Below are 18921 nucleotides of genomic sequence, written 5' to 3'. Positions count from 1 at the left end.
TTTGCGGGCATACCGGTATGGCTCGGGAACAGCCTGGCATATTCAGCTTCAATTGTTTCCCAAGGGATCATTTCTGCTTTCTTTACCCAGCGGTTATCCGGGTTCATTTGCAAACCAAGCGGTTGATTGAAATCTGTGAATGAAATCTGTTTTTCCTTCTTGAACTTATACATGGCATCCTCCGAAGTGCAAGCTTTTTTCTCGTTTTGATTACTTTTTCTTGCACTTCTATTATACCATATTTTGTTGGATTTGTCGATATTTCGTTGCTTTATTGCTGTGTGAGGAGAGACGAATTATGGCTGTCGTTATTTCTATCACTTATTGTTAGCCTTAAAGTGTCGGCTACTGCTTCCATAGCTTCTGCATTGGCTTTAGCCATCGAATGAGCATAAATGTTTAAAGTCGTTGAGGTTTGGGAGTGCCCTAAACAAGCTGATACAGTGCGTATATTAACTCCGCTAGTCTACGGAAATTCCACTGATCCCGGAAACAGCTACTGCTCAGTGACCCTTAGATCTGAGGCGGAATTTGATATGTCGACTGTAACTGACGGCAATGATCTCACAGAAACAGTCAGCGGCATTACCACCAAATTGACAGCAGAGGATATTTTGCTCGACGGCAGCACCGTGACCACGACCCGCGTCGATGACGATGACATCGATACGATAAACGGACGAGCTACAAAATGGGAAGGCCGCGATATGGCTTTGGTAGTTTACCCCGATACTGGAACGTTCCTTCCGCAGGATGCTAAACTTATTGTTAAAGTTGGAAGCGAGATAAATAATGCGTCGGCAGCAGGCGCTGTGTATCACCTGAATTCAGACGGCAAATTCATTATACCGTTGGGAGCGATGACAAATTCTCCCTACGATGACGTTGAGATAGCGCTTGCTTCAGATGAATTCCCTATGGGAGAAACCACCTACAGTATGATAGCAGAACTCATGGCTTCAAATTCACTTGAAGAAGTTTCTCCTATGAACGGTACTCTCCTTGCATACGGTACGCTGACCTATAAGGCATCACCGGTCGAGGTTCCGCCGCCACCGCCGTCACCTTCGCTGAAGATCACTTCAAGCAGCCGAACTGTTGCACCGGGTGAAAATATCAGTTTTGATGTTAAAACAATAAATTCGACTTTGAATAAAATAACAGCGGTCATTTATCAGAAAGGCAGCAGCTGGGATAACAAGACTATTGTTATGAATGAGGACGAACTGAAAGATGTCAATGTCGAAACATCAGCGGATGCAGCAAGCCCTACAAACATGATGTTATCATTCACCGCACCGGACTCATCAGAGGATAAAAGTTATATGCTTGTTGTATATGTAAAGGACAGCAATGATGATATTGTTATGACAGTACCTTATTACTTCCTTGCGGTATATGCAGATAATTGAATCTGCGTATGATATGCTGAAAAAGCAAACAACAAAGTCCGACCATAAAGAAGTTTTTATGATTTGAATATAATGCTGCGTAACCTCAGCGGTTGCGCAGCATTTATTTTTTGTTGTGATGATAGCCGAATGTACAATTGACATAAGATATTTTTGTGTGATTTTTTTCTTTCAAAAAGGGAAAAGTCCGAAAAGTTCTTCATTCCATCTTTACGATCTTTACTGTTCAAATAAGAAAAATATCATTATTGACAACCGAATAGAAATATGACGAAATTAATAAAGCTTAATATATAAATGTACTAAGCACAGTTAACTAAGAATGGCATAATTTATGCAGATAAAAAAGTTTTAGCAGTAGTAATGTCACTTTGTATGGTGACAGGAACAGTCAGCTATGGTGCACCGGTCATCTCCAAGACCATCACTCATAGCACAGTGCCGAGTCAGATTGCGGCACTTTTGATGATAAAACAGGTTTGCTTACGCTCAGGGGGAATGTCAATGGCAAAATGTATATTGGTTCTGCTGTCAGAGAATAGTATGGAATTCTCATTGTTTCAGGTTGACAGTGTGAGGGCAGTGTGATATAATATAGGTGCATTTTTAATAAAATGCTTTACTCTTGTGAAAATGTTGTTCTAAAAAATGAGTTTGCATGATGCAGACGGGTGATGAAGAAAAAATATGAACGAAATGGAAGTATATAAGGCTTTGGAGAAAAGCTTTATCCGGTTAATGATTGAGGTGAGATAATGGCAGCTATAACTTTAAGGAAGAGTAAGTTTGATAGTTTTAGTGATAAGCTTGACGGTCTTCTTTCAAAACTGGGCAGCTATGATGCAACAGTAAAAGACTTGAAAAACACTGTCGCAAGTGTTGGATGTGAAAACGATAATCAAGTATCGAGTGATCTTGGGAATGCTATCGACGATATAGTGAATTCTGAGGAGAGCAAGGAAGAAAAGAAAGAGAAGATAAATGCTCTGAAACAGAAGATCGAAACTTTTGTCAATAATGCGGTTCAGCATGAAAAAGCTGCTGCTGATAAGATAAAAGAAAAAAAGAAAGAATTCTACAAAAATTATGAGAATCTGAGACCAGACTGTGAAACCACTCTCAGTAGTCTCTGGAGATCCGTAACAACATGGATCAAAGAAAATGCTATCGCTGTTATAATCGCAGCGGTTATAGTGTTAGCAGCTATAGTGATAGTGATAGTTTGTCCTGCAGCGGTGATCGCTATCATTGGAATAATAGTTGGTGCTTTATCTGCTGCAATGGGCATCGTCGATATGGCATTTATGGCTTTGACGGGTCAGGATCTTGCGGGTTGGCTGGATGAACAAGGTTTCAGTACATTGAGTCAGATAGTTAAGGGAGTTAGCTGGGGCCTTGATATCGCAAGTATAATTTTGCCTGTGGGAGCAGGTATAAAGTCTGCTATGACAGTCGGCAAAAAAACATTTGCTCAGGCTACTAAATCTATGATTAGAGAATCAGGGAGAGGTTTAATCAATAGCATCAAAGGTATCCCGAATGCAGCTAAAGAAGGTTTTACCGCCTTTAAAACTGCTTGTAAGTCTGATGGCTTTATGAAAACTTTTGGTAAAACAGCATGGGGTGGAATTAAGAGTTTAACAGGAATTGATGATATCGCAGAGCTGAAAAATCTCACTAAGATCGAAGATGGTAATCTTTTATTAGGTAAAGGTATCGTTACCAATTCGAATAAAAAGCACTGGGATATGGATACAGTCAATATGCGTATGACTCCTAAGACCGATGAAGCAAGAAAAGCTCTTAATGAGGCTAACGATATTTTGGGAACCAACCACACATATATTCCGTTAACAAATGAAAATGGTTATATCGATGCGAAGTGGGATGAAGTGAGTATTATTACACTTGGAAAAGACGAAAAATTTAATATGAAAGATCTTGGATTTAGCGGAACAGACGATGATTTTAAAAATAAATTAGATCGTTTCATCTCTAACGGCGATGAAAAGAAGTTTAAAAAAGGCTTGATGGACGAAATATTCAATAACAATAATTCAAAAGGAAGAGTAGCTTTAAACAATTATTTACAAAAATCCGGAACAACAATAAATCTTGACGGAATAACGTTCCATGAGAATTTTGATTTGATTCACGAAAATCTAGTTCCCACTAAGCTGCATAATATGTTAAAACATACCGGTGGAAGAGAACATATAACTAACGAAATAAAAATGGTCAAATATTTCGATAAAGCAATTGGCCGCGGATCATTGTTCGGAGGATTTAACTTAGCAGCTGATGCAGCAAGAGATGATTGATGTAAGGAGTGATTTTTATGTTCGGATTGTTTGGCTCAAAGAAAAAACAGCAGCCTGAACTTGTTAAAGACGAAGTATTAGGTGATTTATATTATGAGGCTCCTACGTGGCACGGCAGGATGGGATTTAAGCTGTTCGGGGAAACATATGAAATAGATATTGATATGATCTCTGAAAATGATACGCCTGTTACCGCTGCACAAAAGGAATCATATAAAAAAATACTCGACAATGAAAAAATTACAGCAGAGATAGAGAAAGTCCTTCTCGCACAATTTCCGGAGGATGAATTTGGGTGTTTAGAGTATGAACCTGTATCTATATGCTTCAGACCAAATGGATACTGCGCACTTATCGTTTATATCGGCGGGGAAGATGAAGAAGCCTTTGGTTATGCTGTGACCATATTCCCAGAAATAAGCTTCTATGGAGATGATGCAGGGTATTGTACGATGGCGTATTTTACATGATGAGTTATGCTGAATTGATATGCAAGACTTGCTTTCTTCACATCAGATCTTGATAAGGCTTCATTTCTTTTCATTATATGCCTATATAATTAGCACATTGTTTTTTGGAAATAACTGCATATGGCTTTGATAGGCAGAAAAAGCATGGATCAAACCGAAGCGTATAACCAAAAACTATTCTGAAAGAAAAAGCGTTGCTGTCTTTATCTGGCAGCAGCGCTTTCTATTTTATGTTATAGCCCGTAAAACAGGGGAGTATCCGTTATGACTTATATCTTCTCAGTTTCCGATAATCATCGTATTTCATATCGGTTTCGGGATCAGCGTTATCAGGGACTAAAAGTTTTGTGACCCCGGAATACTCAAATGCATTGTTGATATCTTTTACACTTTCAGGTAACTCAACAGTTTTGACATCCGGAGCTGACCAGAATGATCTGGAGCAGAGAGTTTCCACCCCATCGGGAATCACAACATTTTCATCACTGCCGCAGTATTTGTACAGCAGTACATCATTGAAGATAACGAACCCGTCCTGAGCTTCTTTTTCAAGTTTTTCCTCAAAGGGAGTTCCTTTAAAAATACAGCCGCAGTCAGTTACAAGTTTTTGGGGGATGTTGACTTCTGTAAGACCGCTTTCCTGAAATGCGCCGTAGCCTATTTCCTCAACACTGTCAGGAATGGTCAGCTTTTTAAGAGACGGACATAATGAAAAAGCGTTGTTACCTATCTTTTTCAGACTTTCAGGGAATTGTATCTCACGTAAGTATTTCATTTCAGAGAATGAACAGGTACATGGCAGATTTTCATTGTCAATGTCCTGACCACAGCCTATCTCGGTCATACTCTCGGGGAACACCAGCTTGGTTACTTTGGTACCTATAAGTATGCGGATGCCTGTGCGTTTGAGATTTGAAGGCATATTTATAGTTCTGAGATTAGTACAGTCCTCAAATGCATAGGCGTGTATATCCTCGACAGTATCGGGCAGATGAACAGATATTATGAACGGACTGAACCTATTTATTGCTTTAATATCTTTAGCCCACATTATGTGATAGCCTATTGATGTAACAGTCCTGCCATCGATGGTTTCTGGGATATTCAGAAGAAAATATGGTCCCCGGTAGTATTCTATCTCAACGGTGTCGTTTTCCAGTATCGTATATTCAAAATAGCGCTCCGGCATTCCCTTTTTCCAGAACACGATATTGATAATGACATATATCAATATGATCAGACCCAGTAATATCAGTGTGATATTGCGTATTCTTTTTAGCAGACTTTTCTGTTGTTTCTGGTCTTCCATGACTTACCTGCTTTCTTGACATAAATTTATCAAAACACATTATATCATAAAACCTAATTCAAGTCAATCAAATATATTTGTATATCCTGTGTCGGGATCATTGACTTTATCCTAGTAATATGATATAATATATAAAGTTAATATAAGATGACAATACAAGGAGCGTTATTATAATGAATACATTTGAAGAAACAGTGGGCGGTATAGTAAATGACCTGCTTGCAGATCATGAGAGCGAAAAGGTCGGGGAGAACATCAAGATATTCAACCACCCCGATAAAGAGATAATCATAGATATCATCTACAGCCTGCGTAAGATAATCTTCCCCGGGTATTTCAGAAACAGGGATATCAAGGTGTATACCATGAAAAGCAACCTCTCCATGCTGCTGGAGGACGTTATCTTCAAGCTGACAAAGCAGATAACCATCGTGCTTGATAACGATGATGAGGACAGCGGCGATATCCTCGATAAGGCGCGTAATATATCCCTTGAATTCGTTAAGCGACTGCGCACCATCAGGGAGTATATCCTCACCGATGTTCAGGCGGCATATGACGGCGACCCTGCGGCTTACAGCGAGGACGAGATAATCTACTCCTACCCGGGACTTTTCGCCATACTGGTCAACAGGATAGCCCACGAGCTTTTCCTGCTGAATGTGCCTGTGATTCCCCGAATGATGACCGAGTACGCCCACAGTGAAACGGGCATAGATATCCACCCCGGTGCAACCATAGGCAAGTATTTCTTCATCGACCACGGCACGGGTATAGTTATCGGTGAGACCACAGTCATCGGCAATAACGTTAAGATATATCAGGGCGTGACCCTTGGTGCGCTTTCCACAAGGGGCGGTCAGGCACTGAGAAGCAAGAAGCGTCACCCCACCATCGAGGACAATGTCACCATCTATTCGGGTGCATCCATCCTCGGCGGAGATACCGTCATCGGTAAGGACGTTGTCATCGGCGGTAACGCATTCATAACACGTTCGGTGAACGAGGGTGCGAAGGTCAGCGTAAAGAATCAGGAGCTGAGATACAACTACGATGCAGCCCACCCCGTAGAGCGTATGGAGATAGAAGAAGACGACACCGCGTGGTTCTACATGATATAATTCATAATTGTTGGCAGGGACGAGAGTTTCTTGTTCTGTCGGTTGGATTGCGAATATATGAGTTTGATGTCCTGATAAATAATAATGCGCTTATCGCTGATTTGCGGTAAGCGCACTTTTTATGCTCTTAAATTGTCAGGGCGGGGAACTTGCGTGTAATATTCTCCATCTTCATCACGAAACTATGACCCGCCGTCACACGAAATTCATGTTCATTGCAAACATATAATAGGCGGAAATGACTAACGTTGACTGCGTCGAACGTGCCCGACCGAGGGCAATTATGAATTATGAATTGTCATACGCTGCTGCTATGTTCTTGCCGTCACATTTTACGATAACGCTGTCCGTTTTCGTGGTGTAGACCTCAGCGCCGCATTTTTTAAACAGGTCAACAGTTTGCTTATCCTCGGGTTCTTCATCTGAACTCGTTATCACCGCTATCTCCGCCTTGATGCTCTGGGCAAAGGGCTGCAGCTGTTTCTGCCAGTGACCGTGATAGGGCACTTTTACAAATCGGTAGGTTTTATTGTTGTTCTGCGTGAACTCTGCCAGCCTGTCGTTCTCGGCATCTCCCGCGAACAGCATATTCACATCTCCAAGAGTGACCTCAGTTATCAGTGAAGAATTGTTGCTGGGTTCTTTCTCATAAACCTCCTGCGCAGGCGGGTCAACGGTGAACACAGCCTCGCCCAGCGTGAAAGTCATTTTCTCACGGACGGTCTGTGCAGTCATGCCCTTGTTGTCCAGCGCTTCAAGATAGTTCTCGTACTCGTTGCTCTCTTTCGGAGAATTGCTTTGCATTACCGCACCGACCTCGCAGGTTTTCAGCACCTTAGCCGCACCGCCCACATGGTCTTTGTCAAAGTGGGTGATTATCAGGTAGTCCAGCTTTTTGATGCCGTTATCTTCCATATAGGCAACTATCTCCTTGCCGAAGCCTTTTTCGCCGCAGTCGATAAGAACTGCCCAGTCATCGCCGTAGATAAGTTCAGCATCAGCCTTGCCCGCCTTGAAACTGTATATCGTCAGCCCGTCGCCGACTTCGTCAATGCTGACTTTGTTTGTTTTCGCGGTACAACCCGACATAAAAGCCGTAAGCGCCGCAGCCGCGATGCAGAGAAATTTTCTAAGCATATTCATTTTCCTTTCCATTCCCCTGTATCTACAATCTTTTATCTGTTTTTAAGATGTTATTCTTCCCCGCCGTTATCTGTATTAAAAGGATCGTCATATCTGCCGTCAGCCGAAGGATTCAGCTTCCTCAGATACTTCCTCTGGGCTATCAGGAAGCACAGCACGCAGTACAGACTGATACATACCAGCACGATACTGCCTGTTATCCTGAAAAGCTTCGACTTGAAATACGCCTTGGTTATCCTCGCCCTTTCCTTTACGGGAGAGCGTTCGACTTTCGTGGTGGAGATAAGGTCTATCTCCGCAAGGGTCTCGCCCTTGTAGATAAGCTCCATCTTGCCCAGAACATCGCCCTCTTCAACGGGGGCAACAATGTTTTCACGTACGGTTATCCTCTTTTCAACATCATCTATGGGGATATTCGCAGGCCACATCCTGCTGTAGCCCCCTGCGGGTTTAAGGTTGGCGTAATCGCGCTTTTTGCCGTAGCCCACCTTTACGTCCCTGACCTCGCTGAATTCGTTGATGAAATCCTTCTGCACAAGGGTATCAAAAGCCCATTCGTACAGATTTATATGGTCGATGAAATTGTAGTAAACCACATCGTCCGCATACATTGATTCGGGGTCAGCTTCACCCTTTTTGATATCCTCGGGAAGCTTCTCCATAGGCGCACCCATTGTTACCGCCAGATAGGTAATGCCGTCCCTGGTGGCATAGCTGGCGAAACAGCGGCCTGCGGCTTCGGTAGTGCCTGTTTTGATGCCGCGGCAGTTTGTGTAGTAGTAATCTGTGAACTCGTTTATCATGTAGTCGGTGCTGACTATGTATGTGCCCTCAGGGTGATAGTCAGTGGGCGCCATATTGAATGAGGGACTGCCCACAAGTTCCCTGAAAACGGGGTATTTGTCAAGTGCATATCTGCATATGGTGGAGATATCCTTTGCGGTGGAGTAATTCTGCTGAGTGAACAGACCGTGTGCATTGGAGAAATGGGTGTGTTTCAGCCCTATCTCTGTACACTTCGCGTTCATCATATCCACGAATGCGGGTATATTGCCGCCTACGTTTATTGCGATTATGTTCGCGGCTTCGCAGGCTGATGGTATCAGCAGTGCCGCCAGCAGGTCGTAAGCGCTGACAGCTTCATTTGGCTGGATATCGGCAGTAGCCGCGCCAGTATCGTAAAGCTCGTCAAAAGCCTCTGTACCCGCAGACATCATCTTGCTTTTAAGGGTGTTTTCATCTCCCCCCAGTTCGTCCAGCAGAACAACAGCCGTCATCAGCTTTGTAAGCGAAGCGGGCGGGACTTCCTTTTCACCGTTGATATCCACAATAACTTCGCCTGTATCCATATTTACCATGTAAACGCATTCGGAATATAGCCTGATATCCCTGCGTTCACCGTCAGCATCCACAGCCGTTGGCACAAAGCTGAGCGCCTCGCCGCGGAAGCTGCCTATATCAGCAAATATCAGCACAGCGCACAGCAGTGCCGATATAACGCGCAATTTATTTTTCATCTATATATGACCCTCTTTGTACGGAAATTCAATATTATCAGTATAGCACAATCCCGTGTCATTTGCAAGCGGCTTTTGGCGAAAATGGGGTGAAAAATTCAATTCACAATTCATAATTGTTGGCAGTGGGCGGACTTTGCTGTTCTTAGGATAGCATGGCGGTAAACGCGGGAAGCTATGACGCAGACTGAGCGAGGTATAAAATAAATTGATGGTTAGTTATACTCTACACCTTTTTCATGTAATCTTTCAACTAACTCTTCTGAAAGAATATCTTCTCCTTTTGAATTATAACAATTTGATATAACTAAACTTTTAAGTGCTTCAAACTGATCAAGATCAGGTAAAACAGGATCAGTTATTCCAATTATTTTTAACTCCTGTATTTCTTCTGCATATTCATTTAATATCAAAAGGTTATTTGAAATTTCAGACACATGAACAGAACTCAGATCTGAATATTTAAAATCATCTGAAAGTCCGGATCGATTAGACAGAATAATTGTTTCCGGGCCGGAATCATTTATTTCTCTAATAGAAAAAGTCACAGGAGCATTAGCCAACGACATTTTTTCATCTGAAAAATAGTCAAGCAGTTTTTTGTAACACATTACACTTTCTTTTAAAGAGAGTTCGGAACCATCAAATTCAACGAATAATTCATATCCATTATCTGATGCTCCTTTAATTTCTTTTAATGAAAATGCGCTGTGATTATCGCTGATGAATTTTTTGATCTTATATTGCTCTGTTATCGGAACATTTCTGTTCAGGATCCCGATAATAAAGGAACCTATAACAATGAGCAATAATGCTATGCCCAAGCATTTGAAAACATTTACCTTTACTTTCATGAAATTTTTACCCTCCGAAATGATTTTTTGATTGTATAGCAAGGCGAATAGCTCACAATTTTGATTTGCAGAGATCAGAATACCTTGTTTTATTTAAAATGTCGATAAATTGACACCTAATATATATACGTTTCGGTGAAAGATTATTTTGATGTTATTTTATACAAACATTGGCGCAGTGCGGTGTTAGATTTTCACAAAATTATGACCGGTGGACGAGTATCCGCAATGCATATTTCCCCATCTCCTGAATACTTTTATCCTATAAGCCTATACTTTCAGCGGAGGTGTTTTGCATGAGCTATGAGAATTACACAGAAACAGCCAGAGAAGCCCTGCGTAAAGCGGCGGTGCTTGCGGGGGAAAGGGGACATACCTACATCGGCAGTGAACATCTGCTGCTTGCCCTGACCTGCTGCGGCGGTGCGGCTGAAGCTGTACTCAGACGGTACGGCGTGACATATGAGCGTGTCAGCGGCGAGATAGATGAACTCATCGGCAGGGGTACCCCCTGTATGACCCCCGAAACTGCCAAGACGACCAACGTCCGCGCCGCTTTGGAAACAGCTGAGGGTCTTGGCGGAAAAAGCGTGGGAAGCGAGCATATCCTTTCGGGGCTTCTGCGCTGCGGAAATTCCTGCGCTGTGCAGATACTTCGCAGACTTCGGGCTGATGAACGCAGGATAGCTTCCGAAAGCTTCACAAGCACCCGCAGTGATATCCTTCGCAGAAATCATCCGCGGCTGAAAACACTTTCCCGCTATGGCACCGAACTCACCGACCCTGCTGTTTGTCTGGGTTTTGATCCCATCATCGGGCGGGATGAGGAAATGCGCCTTATGATGGAGATACTCTGCCGCCGCCGAAAGAATGACCCCTGTCTGGTTGGTGAAGCAGGCGTTGGCAAGACTGCCCTTGCAGAGGGTCTTGCGGTGAAGATAGTGTCGGGGAGCGTGCCATCTCAGCTGGCTGATAAGCGTATATTCGCACTGGATATAACTCTTCTGCTGGCTGGCGCAAAGTATCGCGGGGATTTTGAGGAACGCCTTAAAGCCTGCATCGACGAAGCCGCACAGGCGGGGAATGTCATACTATTTATAGATGAGATTCACAACATCATGGGCGCAGGTGCGGCTGAGGGTGCTATCGATGCGGCGAATATCCTGAAACCCGATCTTGCAAGGGGCAGGATACAGGTGATAGGTGCCACCACCCCCGAGGAATACCGCCGCACCATCGAAAAAGACGCGGCTATGGACAGACGATTTTGTCGGGTGGATATCTGTGAGCCTGACGAGGATTCGACTTACACCATGCTTATGGGGCTTAAAGGCAGGCTGGAGGATTTCCACGATGTTACCATATCCCCTGAGATATGCCGCTGTGCCGTTGAACTCAGCGGGCGGTATATGAAGCACAAGCATTTTCCCGATAAGGCGGTGGAACTTCTTGACGGCGCCTGCAGTGCGGCAAAGCTTGAAACGGGTGCAAGGAAAGTTCCCGAACGTGCTTTTGAAAAGTATCTGGCGGGTGAGATAGACAGGAGCGGCTATCTTGATGCTATCTCCAATGCCCGCAGGAGGACAGTTCTCACCCGCGATATAGTTGAGCATACCGTCAGCCGATGCACAGGGGTGAAATGCACAGCCGCTGATACGGACGAGCGTGAAACTCTCAGGCACCTTGAAGAACAGCTTGGGAAATCTGTCATAGGTCAGGAAAAAGCAGTAGCGGCAGTATCGCGGGCAATAAGGCGGCGCAGGCTCGGTCTTGGCAGGGGCGGCAGACCTGTGGGCAGCTTTGTTTTCGCGGGAACGGCAGGTGTGGGAAAAACACTTCTTGCACGAGAACTTTCCAAGTTGATATGCGGAAGAGACAGCCTTATCCGCCTTGACATGAGCGAGTATATGGAGCCACACAGTGTCGCTAAGCTGATAGGTGCGCCTGCGGGCTATGTGGGCTACGAGGACGGTGGCAGGCTGGTGGAGCTTATCCGCCGCCACCCATGCGGTGTACTGCTTTTTGACGAGATAGAAAAAGCTCACAGGGATGTTTTCGGGGTGCTACTGCAAATGCTTGAAGAGGGTGTCATCACCGACAGCGCAGGCAGAACCGCCGAATTATCCGAACTCACGGTGATACTAACCACCAACGCAGGCGCGGCAGAACTGGCAGAAAGCAGGCACGCGGGATTTTTCAGCCGCGGTGGAGAAAGCTTTCGGCGGGATATTGAGCAGGCGGTGAAAAAGGTGCTTTCCCCCGAGCTAATAAACCGCATGGACGGCATTATCGTCTTTGAGCCCCTGGGCAGAGAGACCCTTTGCGGTATCGCCCGCCGTGAACTTGCAAAGCTTTCAGAACGCGCTGCCGAGCTGGGATATGAGCTTGAGATATCCCCCGAATGTGAAGCCTATGCCGCCGAAAAATGCCTGTCATCGGGCGGCTCGGCAAGAGATATCCGCCGCTTTGCCGAGCAGGAAGCCGAAGATATCCTTTGTGATAATATACTTTCAGGCTGTGGCAAGAATCTGCGTTTGGATATCAAAAACGGCAGTCCTGTTATCTTTGCTCCCGATCTTTCGGAAGTGTGACCACGTTATGCTGATAGTGCGGGTCGATGCGTTGGGATGCGGTCGCAAAACTATTCGATCATACTTTCACTTCGGCGCACAGGGTCGCCCCTCGTTCCTCGGGTCGAGCTGTCAAAGATGCTTCGCTGTTTGACAGCGGGCGCGGCAATAAAATATACGGACAAAGTTAGAGCGTATGCGATAGTTTTGCATACGCTCTATTATTTGTTATTGCCGCGCCTTTTTGACAGGATGGGAAGTTTGCTGTACTATTTATTGCTTTGTTGCCACGTCGCTTTTGTGCCTTGATGCGAGGGCTCTGCCCTCGCGCTCCCGCAAGCTTTTCGCGAAAAGCTTGACCAAAAGCTCTCTTCGCGGCATAGCTTTGTTGTGCTTACTTAACTTAGCCCGCGTCATAGCTTCCCACGCTTACCGCCTTGCTATCCCCAGCACAGCCAACCCTCGCCCCCTGCCAACAATTGTGAATTATGAATTGTGAATTGAACAGCAGTAACCTTTTCCCATCCCACGCATAATATGTACCATAAGGCTAACGTAGCCTTAAATAAATCACAAAGGAGAACTACTATGAACTTCGGAAATAATAACTGCTTCTGGATCATTATCCTTATCCTCATCATCTTTATGGCAGGCTGCGGCAATAACGACTGCGGATGTGGCTGCGGATGCGGAAACAACGGCGGCTGCGGCTGCTGATATCCCGGCATGAGAAATGGGGACAGCTGTACGGCTGTCCCCGCTTTTTATTATAGGATAAGGCATATCAGCCCCGAACAGCCCTCGTTTATCATGCGTTCAACTGTTTCTTTAAGGCGCATACGTGCGTCATCGGGGAGCTTTGATAGCTTGGTGTGAAGCCCGTCGCTGACAAGTTCGTGCAGTGATTTGCCGAAAATGTTTGAGCTCCATATCTTGTCGGGGTCTTTCTCGAAATCGCTCATCATGTACATAACAAGCTCTTCGGATTGTTTTTCAGAACCCACTATGGGAGCGACCTCGGTGTTTATCTCGGTGCGCAGGAGATGTATGGCGGGTGCCTTGGCTTTAAGGCGTATGCCGTATTTTCCGCCCTGACGGATTATCTCGGGCTCTTCCATGGTAAGTTCATCAGGTTCGGGCATAACTATGCCGTAGCCTGTGCGTTCCATCGTGGATATGGCGTCCTTGTATTTTGCGAAACGCTTGCGTATCTCCACAAGTTCCAGTATCCGCGGCAGAAGTTCGTTCTCGCCGTTTATCTCAAGACCCGTGGCTTCGCCTATAACGCGGTAGAAAAGGTCGCTGTAAAGCTGTGCCGAGATAACTGCCGAACCGCTACCTGCATCTATGGTCTTGACCCCGCAGTTTTCGATGTACTCACATTCACCTATGGTATCGGCGCACATCGCTATCTGCCTGAGAGTCTCCACACCCTCGGCGGCTTCGCGGATATGTGCGAATACTGCTTCTTTCAGCCAGTGACCCTTGCCGAGGGTGTTTATCCACTCGGGCATGGCTATGCCTATCTCGCGGACAGGGAATGAGTACAGCACGTTCGCCATTATCCCTCGGATATCCTCTTCTTCAAGCTCGGTGCAGTTTACGGGCATAACGTCCGTTTCGTACTTCTTGCTGAGTTCTTCGCAAAGTCTGCGGGCTTCGGCGCTGTCGGGGTCAGCTGTGTTCAGCAGTACCGCAAAGGGTTTGCCTGCGGCTTTAAGCTCGCTTATTACCCTTTCTTCCGCTTCCTCGTATTCGTCGCGGGGGAGATCGGTGAAACTGCCGTCGGTGGTTATCACAAGACCGATGGTGGAATGTTCGGTGATGACCTTGCGTGTGCCCACCTCAGCCGCCATATTGAAAGGTATCTCGGTATCGAACCATGGTGTCATCACCATCCGCGGGGCTTCTTCCTCGATATAGCCCTGTGCCGATGGGATTATGTATCCCACACAGTCAATCAGCCGCACATTGAAACTTGCGCCGCCCTCAAGGGAGATGTTCACCGCTTCTTCGGGTATGAATTTCGGCTCGGTGGTCATTATGGTGCGTCCCCCTGCGGACTGTGGAAGTTCGTCCTGCGCCCTTTCGCGGCGGTACTCACTGCCGATGTTGGGTATCACCAGCTTTTCCATGAACTGCTTTATAAATGTGGACTTGCCTGTTCTCACAGGTCCTGCCACCCCTATGTAGATATCCCCGCCTGTTCTGCGGGCTATGTCCGTGTATATGTCCCTGCTCAATTCATTTGCCCCCTTATCCTCTTATTACTATCATTCTGCCGCCGTCAATGCTGTCAGCACCCTCGGGAAGGCTGTTGTCTTCCATGATGGCTTCGACCGTAGTACGACAGCGCTTGGCTATATCCCAGATATCCTCATTTGTGCCGCATCTGCAAAGTCTGAGGGCACAGCCGCTTTCGCGGGTGGCGGGCTTTTCTTTATCCAGTTTCACACTACCCACCAGCTTGGTGCCAGCGCCGCTGAAAAGCTTATAAACTATGCGGATATCCGTCCTGACCTTTATACTGCCGCCATCACCCAGATAGTAGGAACAGCCCGCTGTTTCGGCATAAGCTTCAAGAGTGCAGCCGGTACAGCCCTCGGGGAATGCGACTTCGGCTTCGTAGGGGCTCTGACCCTCAATGCAGAAAAGTCCCCCCTCACTGCCCTCGCCCATCACGGAACAGGTAACACTGCCCGATATGCGGAAAGTGCCGTTTTCAGCCCTGACGGCGGGGCGGGTACAGTAAGCATAATGGTCATACACTGCGCCCACAGTGCCATCGGGAGCGGTGAGGGTACATTCAGATGTGCAGGAGAGTTTCTGCTCGCCGCCGCTGCCCTGAGATATCTCCACCATATCCTCGTGCTGACAATCGTATTCGGTGGAATAAACGTCCGTAACGCCAACACCTGTGCCAAGCTTTTCGGCGGTGCAGAAAACATTCAGGTCAAGCTCCCACTCGGCGGTCTTTTCCTCACCATTACCCGGCGCAAGACCACAGCCCGCAGGAGTTACTCTGACGCTGACAGTGAAGCTTTCGTCCAGACCCTCCATATCGATTATACGGCTGAAAGGCAGGGTGAAGCGAAGATTCTGCACGCAGTCCGCACCTGTTTTGTCTATGCAGGCGCAGAGGGCTTCAAGCTCAGCTTCGCCCTTTACTGCAAGCTTTCCCGCAACTATGCGCTGTTCTGTTCTTGTGACCGTACAGCCTGTGCGAAGTACTGTTCCAATGGCGGGTTTGTCATCAGGCAGAGCGGTCTGCTGGATAACGGTTATCCGCTTAGATGCAGAAAGCCTTTTAACAGGGTATGTGACGGTCTGCCTGCGCAGCTGTATGCCGCAGCCCGAGCCCCCTGTGATCACCGTCTTTTCGCGGCGGCAGCTTACTTTAACAGCGGCGCACACCGTTCCGCGGACATCTATCCGCCTGCTGCCCTTTGCCCTGCATGACACTCCGCGGCAGGCAAGGTCTATCATCACCTCGGGAGAACCGCAGTCGCCCTCTATCTCGATAGTACGGCTTAGTTCCGCATTCTGTTCGATACAGTTTATGCGCCTGCTTCCCTCGGTGAGGTACAGCACTTTCACCGCCACCGTGATATCAAAGGTCAGCCGACCGCCGCTGATGCTTTGGGATGTCAGCTGAGGTTCAGCCGTACACCTTAGTATGCGGAAAACATCGGGGTAGTAGTCGGGCAGGACAATGTCCCGCTCCAGCGGAAGTTCCTCGGTGCAGTCCAGTGCTTTTTCCGTCACGCAGACAGTATCCGTGGTTAGTCTGAGTTCATCGTTCATGTCTGTTTCCTCCTGTTTCTCGGATAGCCTTTTGCTATAAACATGATATGCCAGACTTTGCAGGTTTATTCCCCTTTGCAGATACGGCTTTACTTTCGGCTGAAAATGTGATATGATACTAAAAACAGTTTTTACGGAGGTGGCGCTATGCTGAAATTTCTTGGCAGAGGTTCGGCTTTTCATACGGATAACAACTGCGCGTTTTTTATGCACGAGGGCAGACTTGTTCTGTTGGACTGCCCCATGTCGGCTTTCCACAAAATGCGAAAGACAGGGGCTGAAACGCTGGCTGGGTGCAGACCCGAGAATATCACCGTGCTTATAACTCACACTCATTCCGACCATATAGGCGGGCTGGGTATGCTGGTGCATTTCAGCTATTTTGTGTGGCATATCCCTGTGGTGGTTGTGGCGGCTAATGACGAGATAAGGCAGGATATCAGCTTTGTGCTTGAAAGACTTGACGGCTGTGAAAGCTCTGCTTATACCATTATTTCTCCCGACGGCACAGGATTCACACCTGTTGCCGTGCGCCACGCTATCCCCCTTGAAGGCAGGTGCTTCGGGTGGAGTTTTTATATCGACGGACAACAGGTGGTCTTCACGGGGGATACCTGTTCCCTTGAACCTTTCATGCCCTATCTCACCGAGGGTACGTACCTTTACACCGAGGTATCGGCTTATAACTCGCCTGTGCATCTGCATATAGATAAGCTTCGAGCCCTTACGCCCGAACTGGTAAGCAGGAACATCAAGGTGTTCATAATGCATCTGGATGATGAAAAATCCCTGTGTTCAGCCGCCGAGGAGATAGGCGCTGTGCCTGCGCCCCTTTATGTTCAGTTGTGACGTCGCAACCGAACATAAAACTGTTGCAATTTCGCTAAAAATATGTTATACTGAACATCAGAAAAGTTACGGCGGGACAGGCATAATATCTGCCCGCCATGAATAATATATAACGAACAGACGGCAGCGCCGCGGCGTGCTGTGCAGTCGGGCTGACAGGCAGCAGATGATGCATCTGCGGGACAAGATCGTTCCGCGGGTGTATTTTTATAGGGAGATGATATAATGAGTGTTGAGATAATAAATACTGAAAACAAGCATGAAAAAGAGGCAATGAAAGTCTCCGTGGTGAGCATCATCGTGAACATAGCCCTTTCACTGCTGAAACTGCTGGCGGGCATACTTGCAAAGTCGGGGGCGATGATATCCGATGCAGTGCATTCTGCTTCGGACGTTTTCAGCACCTTTGTGGTGATAATCGGCGTTAAGCTGGCAGGCAAACAGCCCGACAAGGAACACCCCTACGGTCACGAGCGAATGGAGTGCGTGGCATCGGTGATACTTGCGGTGGTACTGGCGGGAACAGGCATCGGCATAGGTTACAAGGGCATTGAGAAGATAGCGGGAAGTCAGACAGAAAAACTGGTCGTACCCGGGGCGCTGGCACTGGGGGCGGCGGTGATATCCATTATCGCCAAGGAACTGATGTTCCATTACACTAAGCGCACGGCGGTGAAGATAAACTCGGGGGCGCTAATGGCTGATGCATGGCATCACCGTTCGGATGCGCTTTCGTCCATCGGTTCATTTGCGGGTATCCTGGGCGCGAGAATGGGTCTGCCTGTGCTTGACCCTCTGGCGAGCGTTATAATCTGCGTATTCATCGAAAAAGCGGCGCTGGAGATATTCATTGATGCTGTCAACAAGATGATAGACAAGTCATGCAGTGATGATACCATCACCAAGATGCAGGAAGTTATCCTCGGCACTGAGGGCGTGCTGGGCATTGACGAGCTGAAAACACGTCTTTTTGGTGCTAAGATATATGTTGAAGTCGAGATACGCATGGATCCCGCCAAGACCCTTGTGGAAGCCCATGACACGGCTGAAATGGTACACGATTCAATAGAAGCGATCTTCCCTGAGGTCAAGCATTGTATGGTACACGTTAATCCGGACATCTCGGAATAATTCATAATTAACAATTCATAATTGTTGGCAGGGGCGGGAGTTTCTTGTTCTGTCGGTTGGATTGCGAATATATGAGTTTTATATTCTGATAAATAATAATGCGCTTATCGCAGATTTTGCGGTAAGCGCACTTTTTGTGTTCTCAAATTGTCAGGGCAGGGAACTTGCGTATAATGCAAACTTACATCAGTAAAACTTACTCGCTCCAATGCCAACAATTATGAATTATGAATTATACTCCCGTTTGCAATGGAGTAAAAGGATAAAAATATTACATAAACGGATATTTTTACAATAAGTATTAAAATGCTTCTGCGTTTTTGGTGAGTATTTCTCAAAATTATCAGAATATACACAAAATATCAATAAAATCAATACAATAAAGGCTTGTAAATATTTAAGTAGTATGTTATTATAATT

At 46.3% G+C, this 18921-nt stretch carries 14 protein-coding genes, 1 pseudogene and 1 riboswitch; of the genes and pseudogenes, 8 read left to right on the top strand and 7 right to left on the bottom strand.

Annotation, left to right across the window (positions count from 1 at the left end; translation table 11 throughout):
- Positions 1-173, bottom strand: a pseudogene (locus BM265_RS20670) (IS5/IS1182 family transposase); the annotation flags it as partial.
- A 363-nt stretch (positions 174-536) separates the two neighbouring features.
- Here BM265_RS20670 and BM265_RS10305 point away from each other — a divergent pair.
- The 3 genes from BM265_RS10305 (at position 537) to BM265_RS10295 (ending at position 4203) form a co-directional block, all read left to right on the top strand.
- On the top strand, positions 537-1412 hold the full coding sequence (locus BM265_RS10305; protein WP_074961546.1) for a hypothetical protein: 876 nt from the start codon (positions 537-539) through the stop codon (positions 1410-1412).
- A 755-nt stretch (positions 1413-2167) separates the two neighbouring features.
- Positions 2168-3733: a hypothetical protein gene (locus BM265_RS10300; protein WP_074961544.1), complete on the top strand. Its 1566-nt coding sequence runs from the start codon at positions 2168-2170 to the stop codon at positions 3731-3733.
- Positions 3734-3750: 17 nt separating this feature from the next.
- A complete protein-coding gene (locus tag BM265_RS10295; RefSeq protein WP_024857291.1) occupies positions 3751-4203 on the top strand; it encodes a hypothetical protein in 453 nt (150 codons plus the stop codon).
- A gap of 262 nt (positions 4204-4465) precedes the next feature.
- Here BM265_RS10295 and BM265_RS10290 read toward each other — a convergent pair whose 3' ends face one another.
- Complete coding sequence (locus BM265_RS10290) at positions 4466-5512, bottom strand: leucine-rich repeat domain-containing protein (RefSeq protein WP_074961542.1); 1047 nt, start codon at positions 5510-5512, stop codon at positions 4466-4468.
- 173 nt (positions 5513-5685) lie between these two features.
- On the opposite strand from BM265_RS10290, the gene BM265_RS10285 reads away from it, so the two are divergent.
- Positions 5686-6633, top strand: a complete 948-nt coding sequence (locus BM265_RS10285) for a serine O-acetyltransferase (protein ID WP_074961540.1) — start codon at positions 5686-5688, stop codon at positions 6631-6633.
- A gap of 288 nt (positions 6634-6921) precedes the next feature.
- Here BM265_RS10285 and BM265_RS10280 read toward each other — a convergent pair whose 3' ends face one another.
- The 3 genes from BM265_RS10280 to BM265_RS10270 all read right to left on the bottom strand — a co-directional run bounded on the left by BM265_RS10280 (position 6922) and on the right by BM265_RS10270 (position 10147).
- Positions 6922-7788 carry a ComEC/Rec2 family competence protein gene (locus BM265_RS10280; RefSeq protein WP_074961538.1) on the bottom strand — a complete coding sequence of 289 codons (867 nt, stop codon included), beginning with the start codon at positions 7786-7788 and terminating at the stop codon, positions 6922-6924.
- 38 nt (positions 7789-7826) lie between these two features.
- Positions 7827-9293 carry a D-alanyl-D-alanine carboxypeptidase family protein gene (locus tag BM265_RS10275; protein WP_074961536.1) on the bottom strand — a complete coding sequence of 489 codons (1467 nt, stop codon included), beginning with the start codon at positions 9291-9293 and terminating at the stop codon, positions 7827-7829.
- Between the two features lie 215 nt (positions 9294-9508).
- Positions 9509-10147, bottom strand: a complete 639-nt coding sequence (locus BM265_RS10270) for a hypothetical protein (RefSeq protein WP_074961533.1) — start codon at positions 10145-10147, stop codon at positions 9509-9511.
- 296 nt (positions 10148-10443) lie between these two features.
- Here BM265_RS10270 and BM265_RS10265 point away from each other — a divergent pair, with 296 nt between their 5' ends.
- Both BM265_RS10265 and BM265_RS20905 read left to right on the top strand, forming a co-directional pair.
- Entirely contained in the window at positions 10444-12738 is a 2295-nt protein-coding gene (locus tag BM265_RS10265) for an AAA family ATPase (protein WP_074961531.1), read from the top strand.
- Between the two features lie 567 nt (positions 12739-13305).
- Entirely contained in the window at positions 13306-13434 is a 129-nt protein-coding gene (locus BM265_RS20905; protein ID WP_278287624.1) for a hypothetical protein, read from the top strand.
- A 50-nt stretch (positions 13435-13484) separates the two neighbouring features.
- Here the strand turns inward: BM265_RS20905 and spoIVA are convergent, their stop codons facing one another.
- Together spoIVA and BM265_RS10255 are read right to left on the bottom strand one after the other, a co-directional pair.
- Entirely contained in the window at positions 13485-14960 is a 1476-nt protein-coding gene (gene spoIVA / locus BM265_RS10260) for a stage IV sporulation protein A (RefSeq protein WP_074961529.1), read from the bottom strand.
- Between the two features lie 13 nt (positions 14961-14973).
- Complete coding sequence (locus BM265_RS10255; protein ID WP_074961527.1) at positions 14974-16521, bottom strand: DUF3794 and LysM peptidoglycan-binding domain-containing protein; 1548 nt, start codon at positions 16519-16521, stop codon at positions 14974-14976.
- Between the two features lie 147 nt (positions 16522-16668).
- Between BM265_RS10255 and BM265_RS10250 the strand changes: the two genes are divergently transcribed.
- Both BM265_RS10250 and BM265_RS10245 read left to right on the top strand, forming a co-directional pair.
- The gene (locus BM265_RS10250) at positions 16669-17370 is read left to right on the top strand and encodes an MBL fold metallo-hydrolase (protein WP_074961525.1); all 702 of its coding nucleotides are present in this window, start codon (positions 16669-16671) and stop codon (positions 17368-17370) included.
- Between the two features lie 102 nt (positions 17371-17472).
- Positions 17473-17558, top strand: a riboswitch (NiCo riboswitch).
- Between the two features lie 37 nt (positions 17559-17595).
- A complete protein-coding gene (locus BM265_RS10245; protein ID WP_074961524.1) occupies positions 17596-18501 on the top strand; it encodes a cation diffusion facilitator family transporter in 906 nt (301 codons plus the stop codon).
- Positions 18502-18921 lie beyond the last annotated feature (420 nt).

Source organism: Hominimerdicola alba (genome assembly GCF_900112155.1).
Taxonomy (GTDB): domain Bacteria; phylum Bacillota; class Clostridia; order Oscillospirales; family Ruminococcaceae; genus Hominimerdicola; species Hominimerdicola alba_D.
The sequence above is the reverse complement of the archived record's forward strand: the minus strand, read 5'-3'. Positions and strand labels throughout refer to the sequence as shown.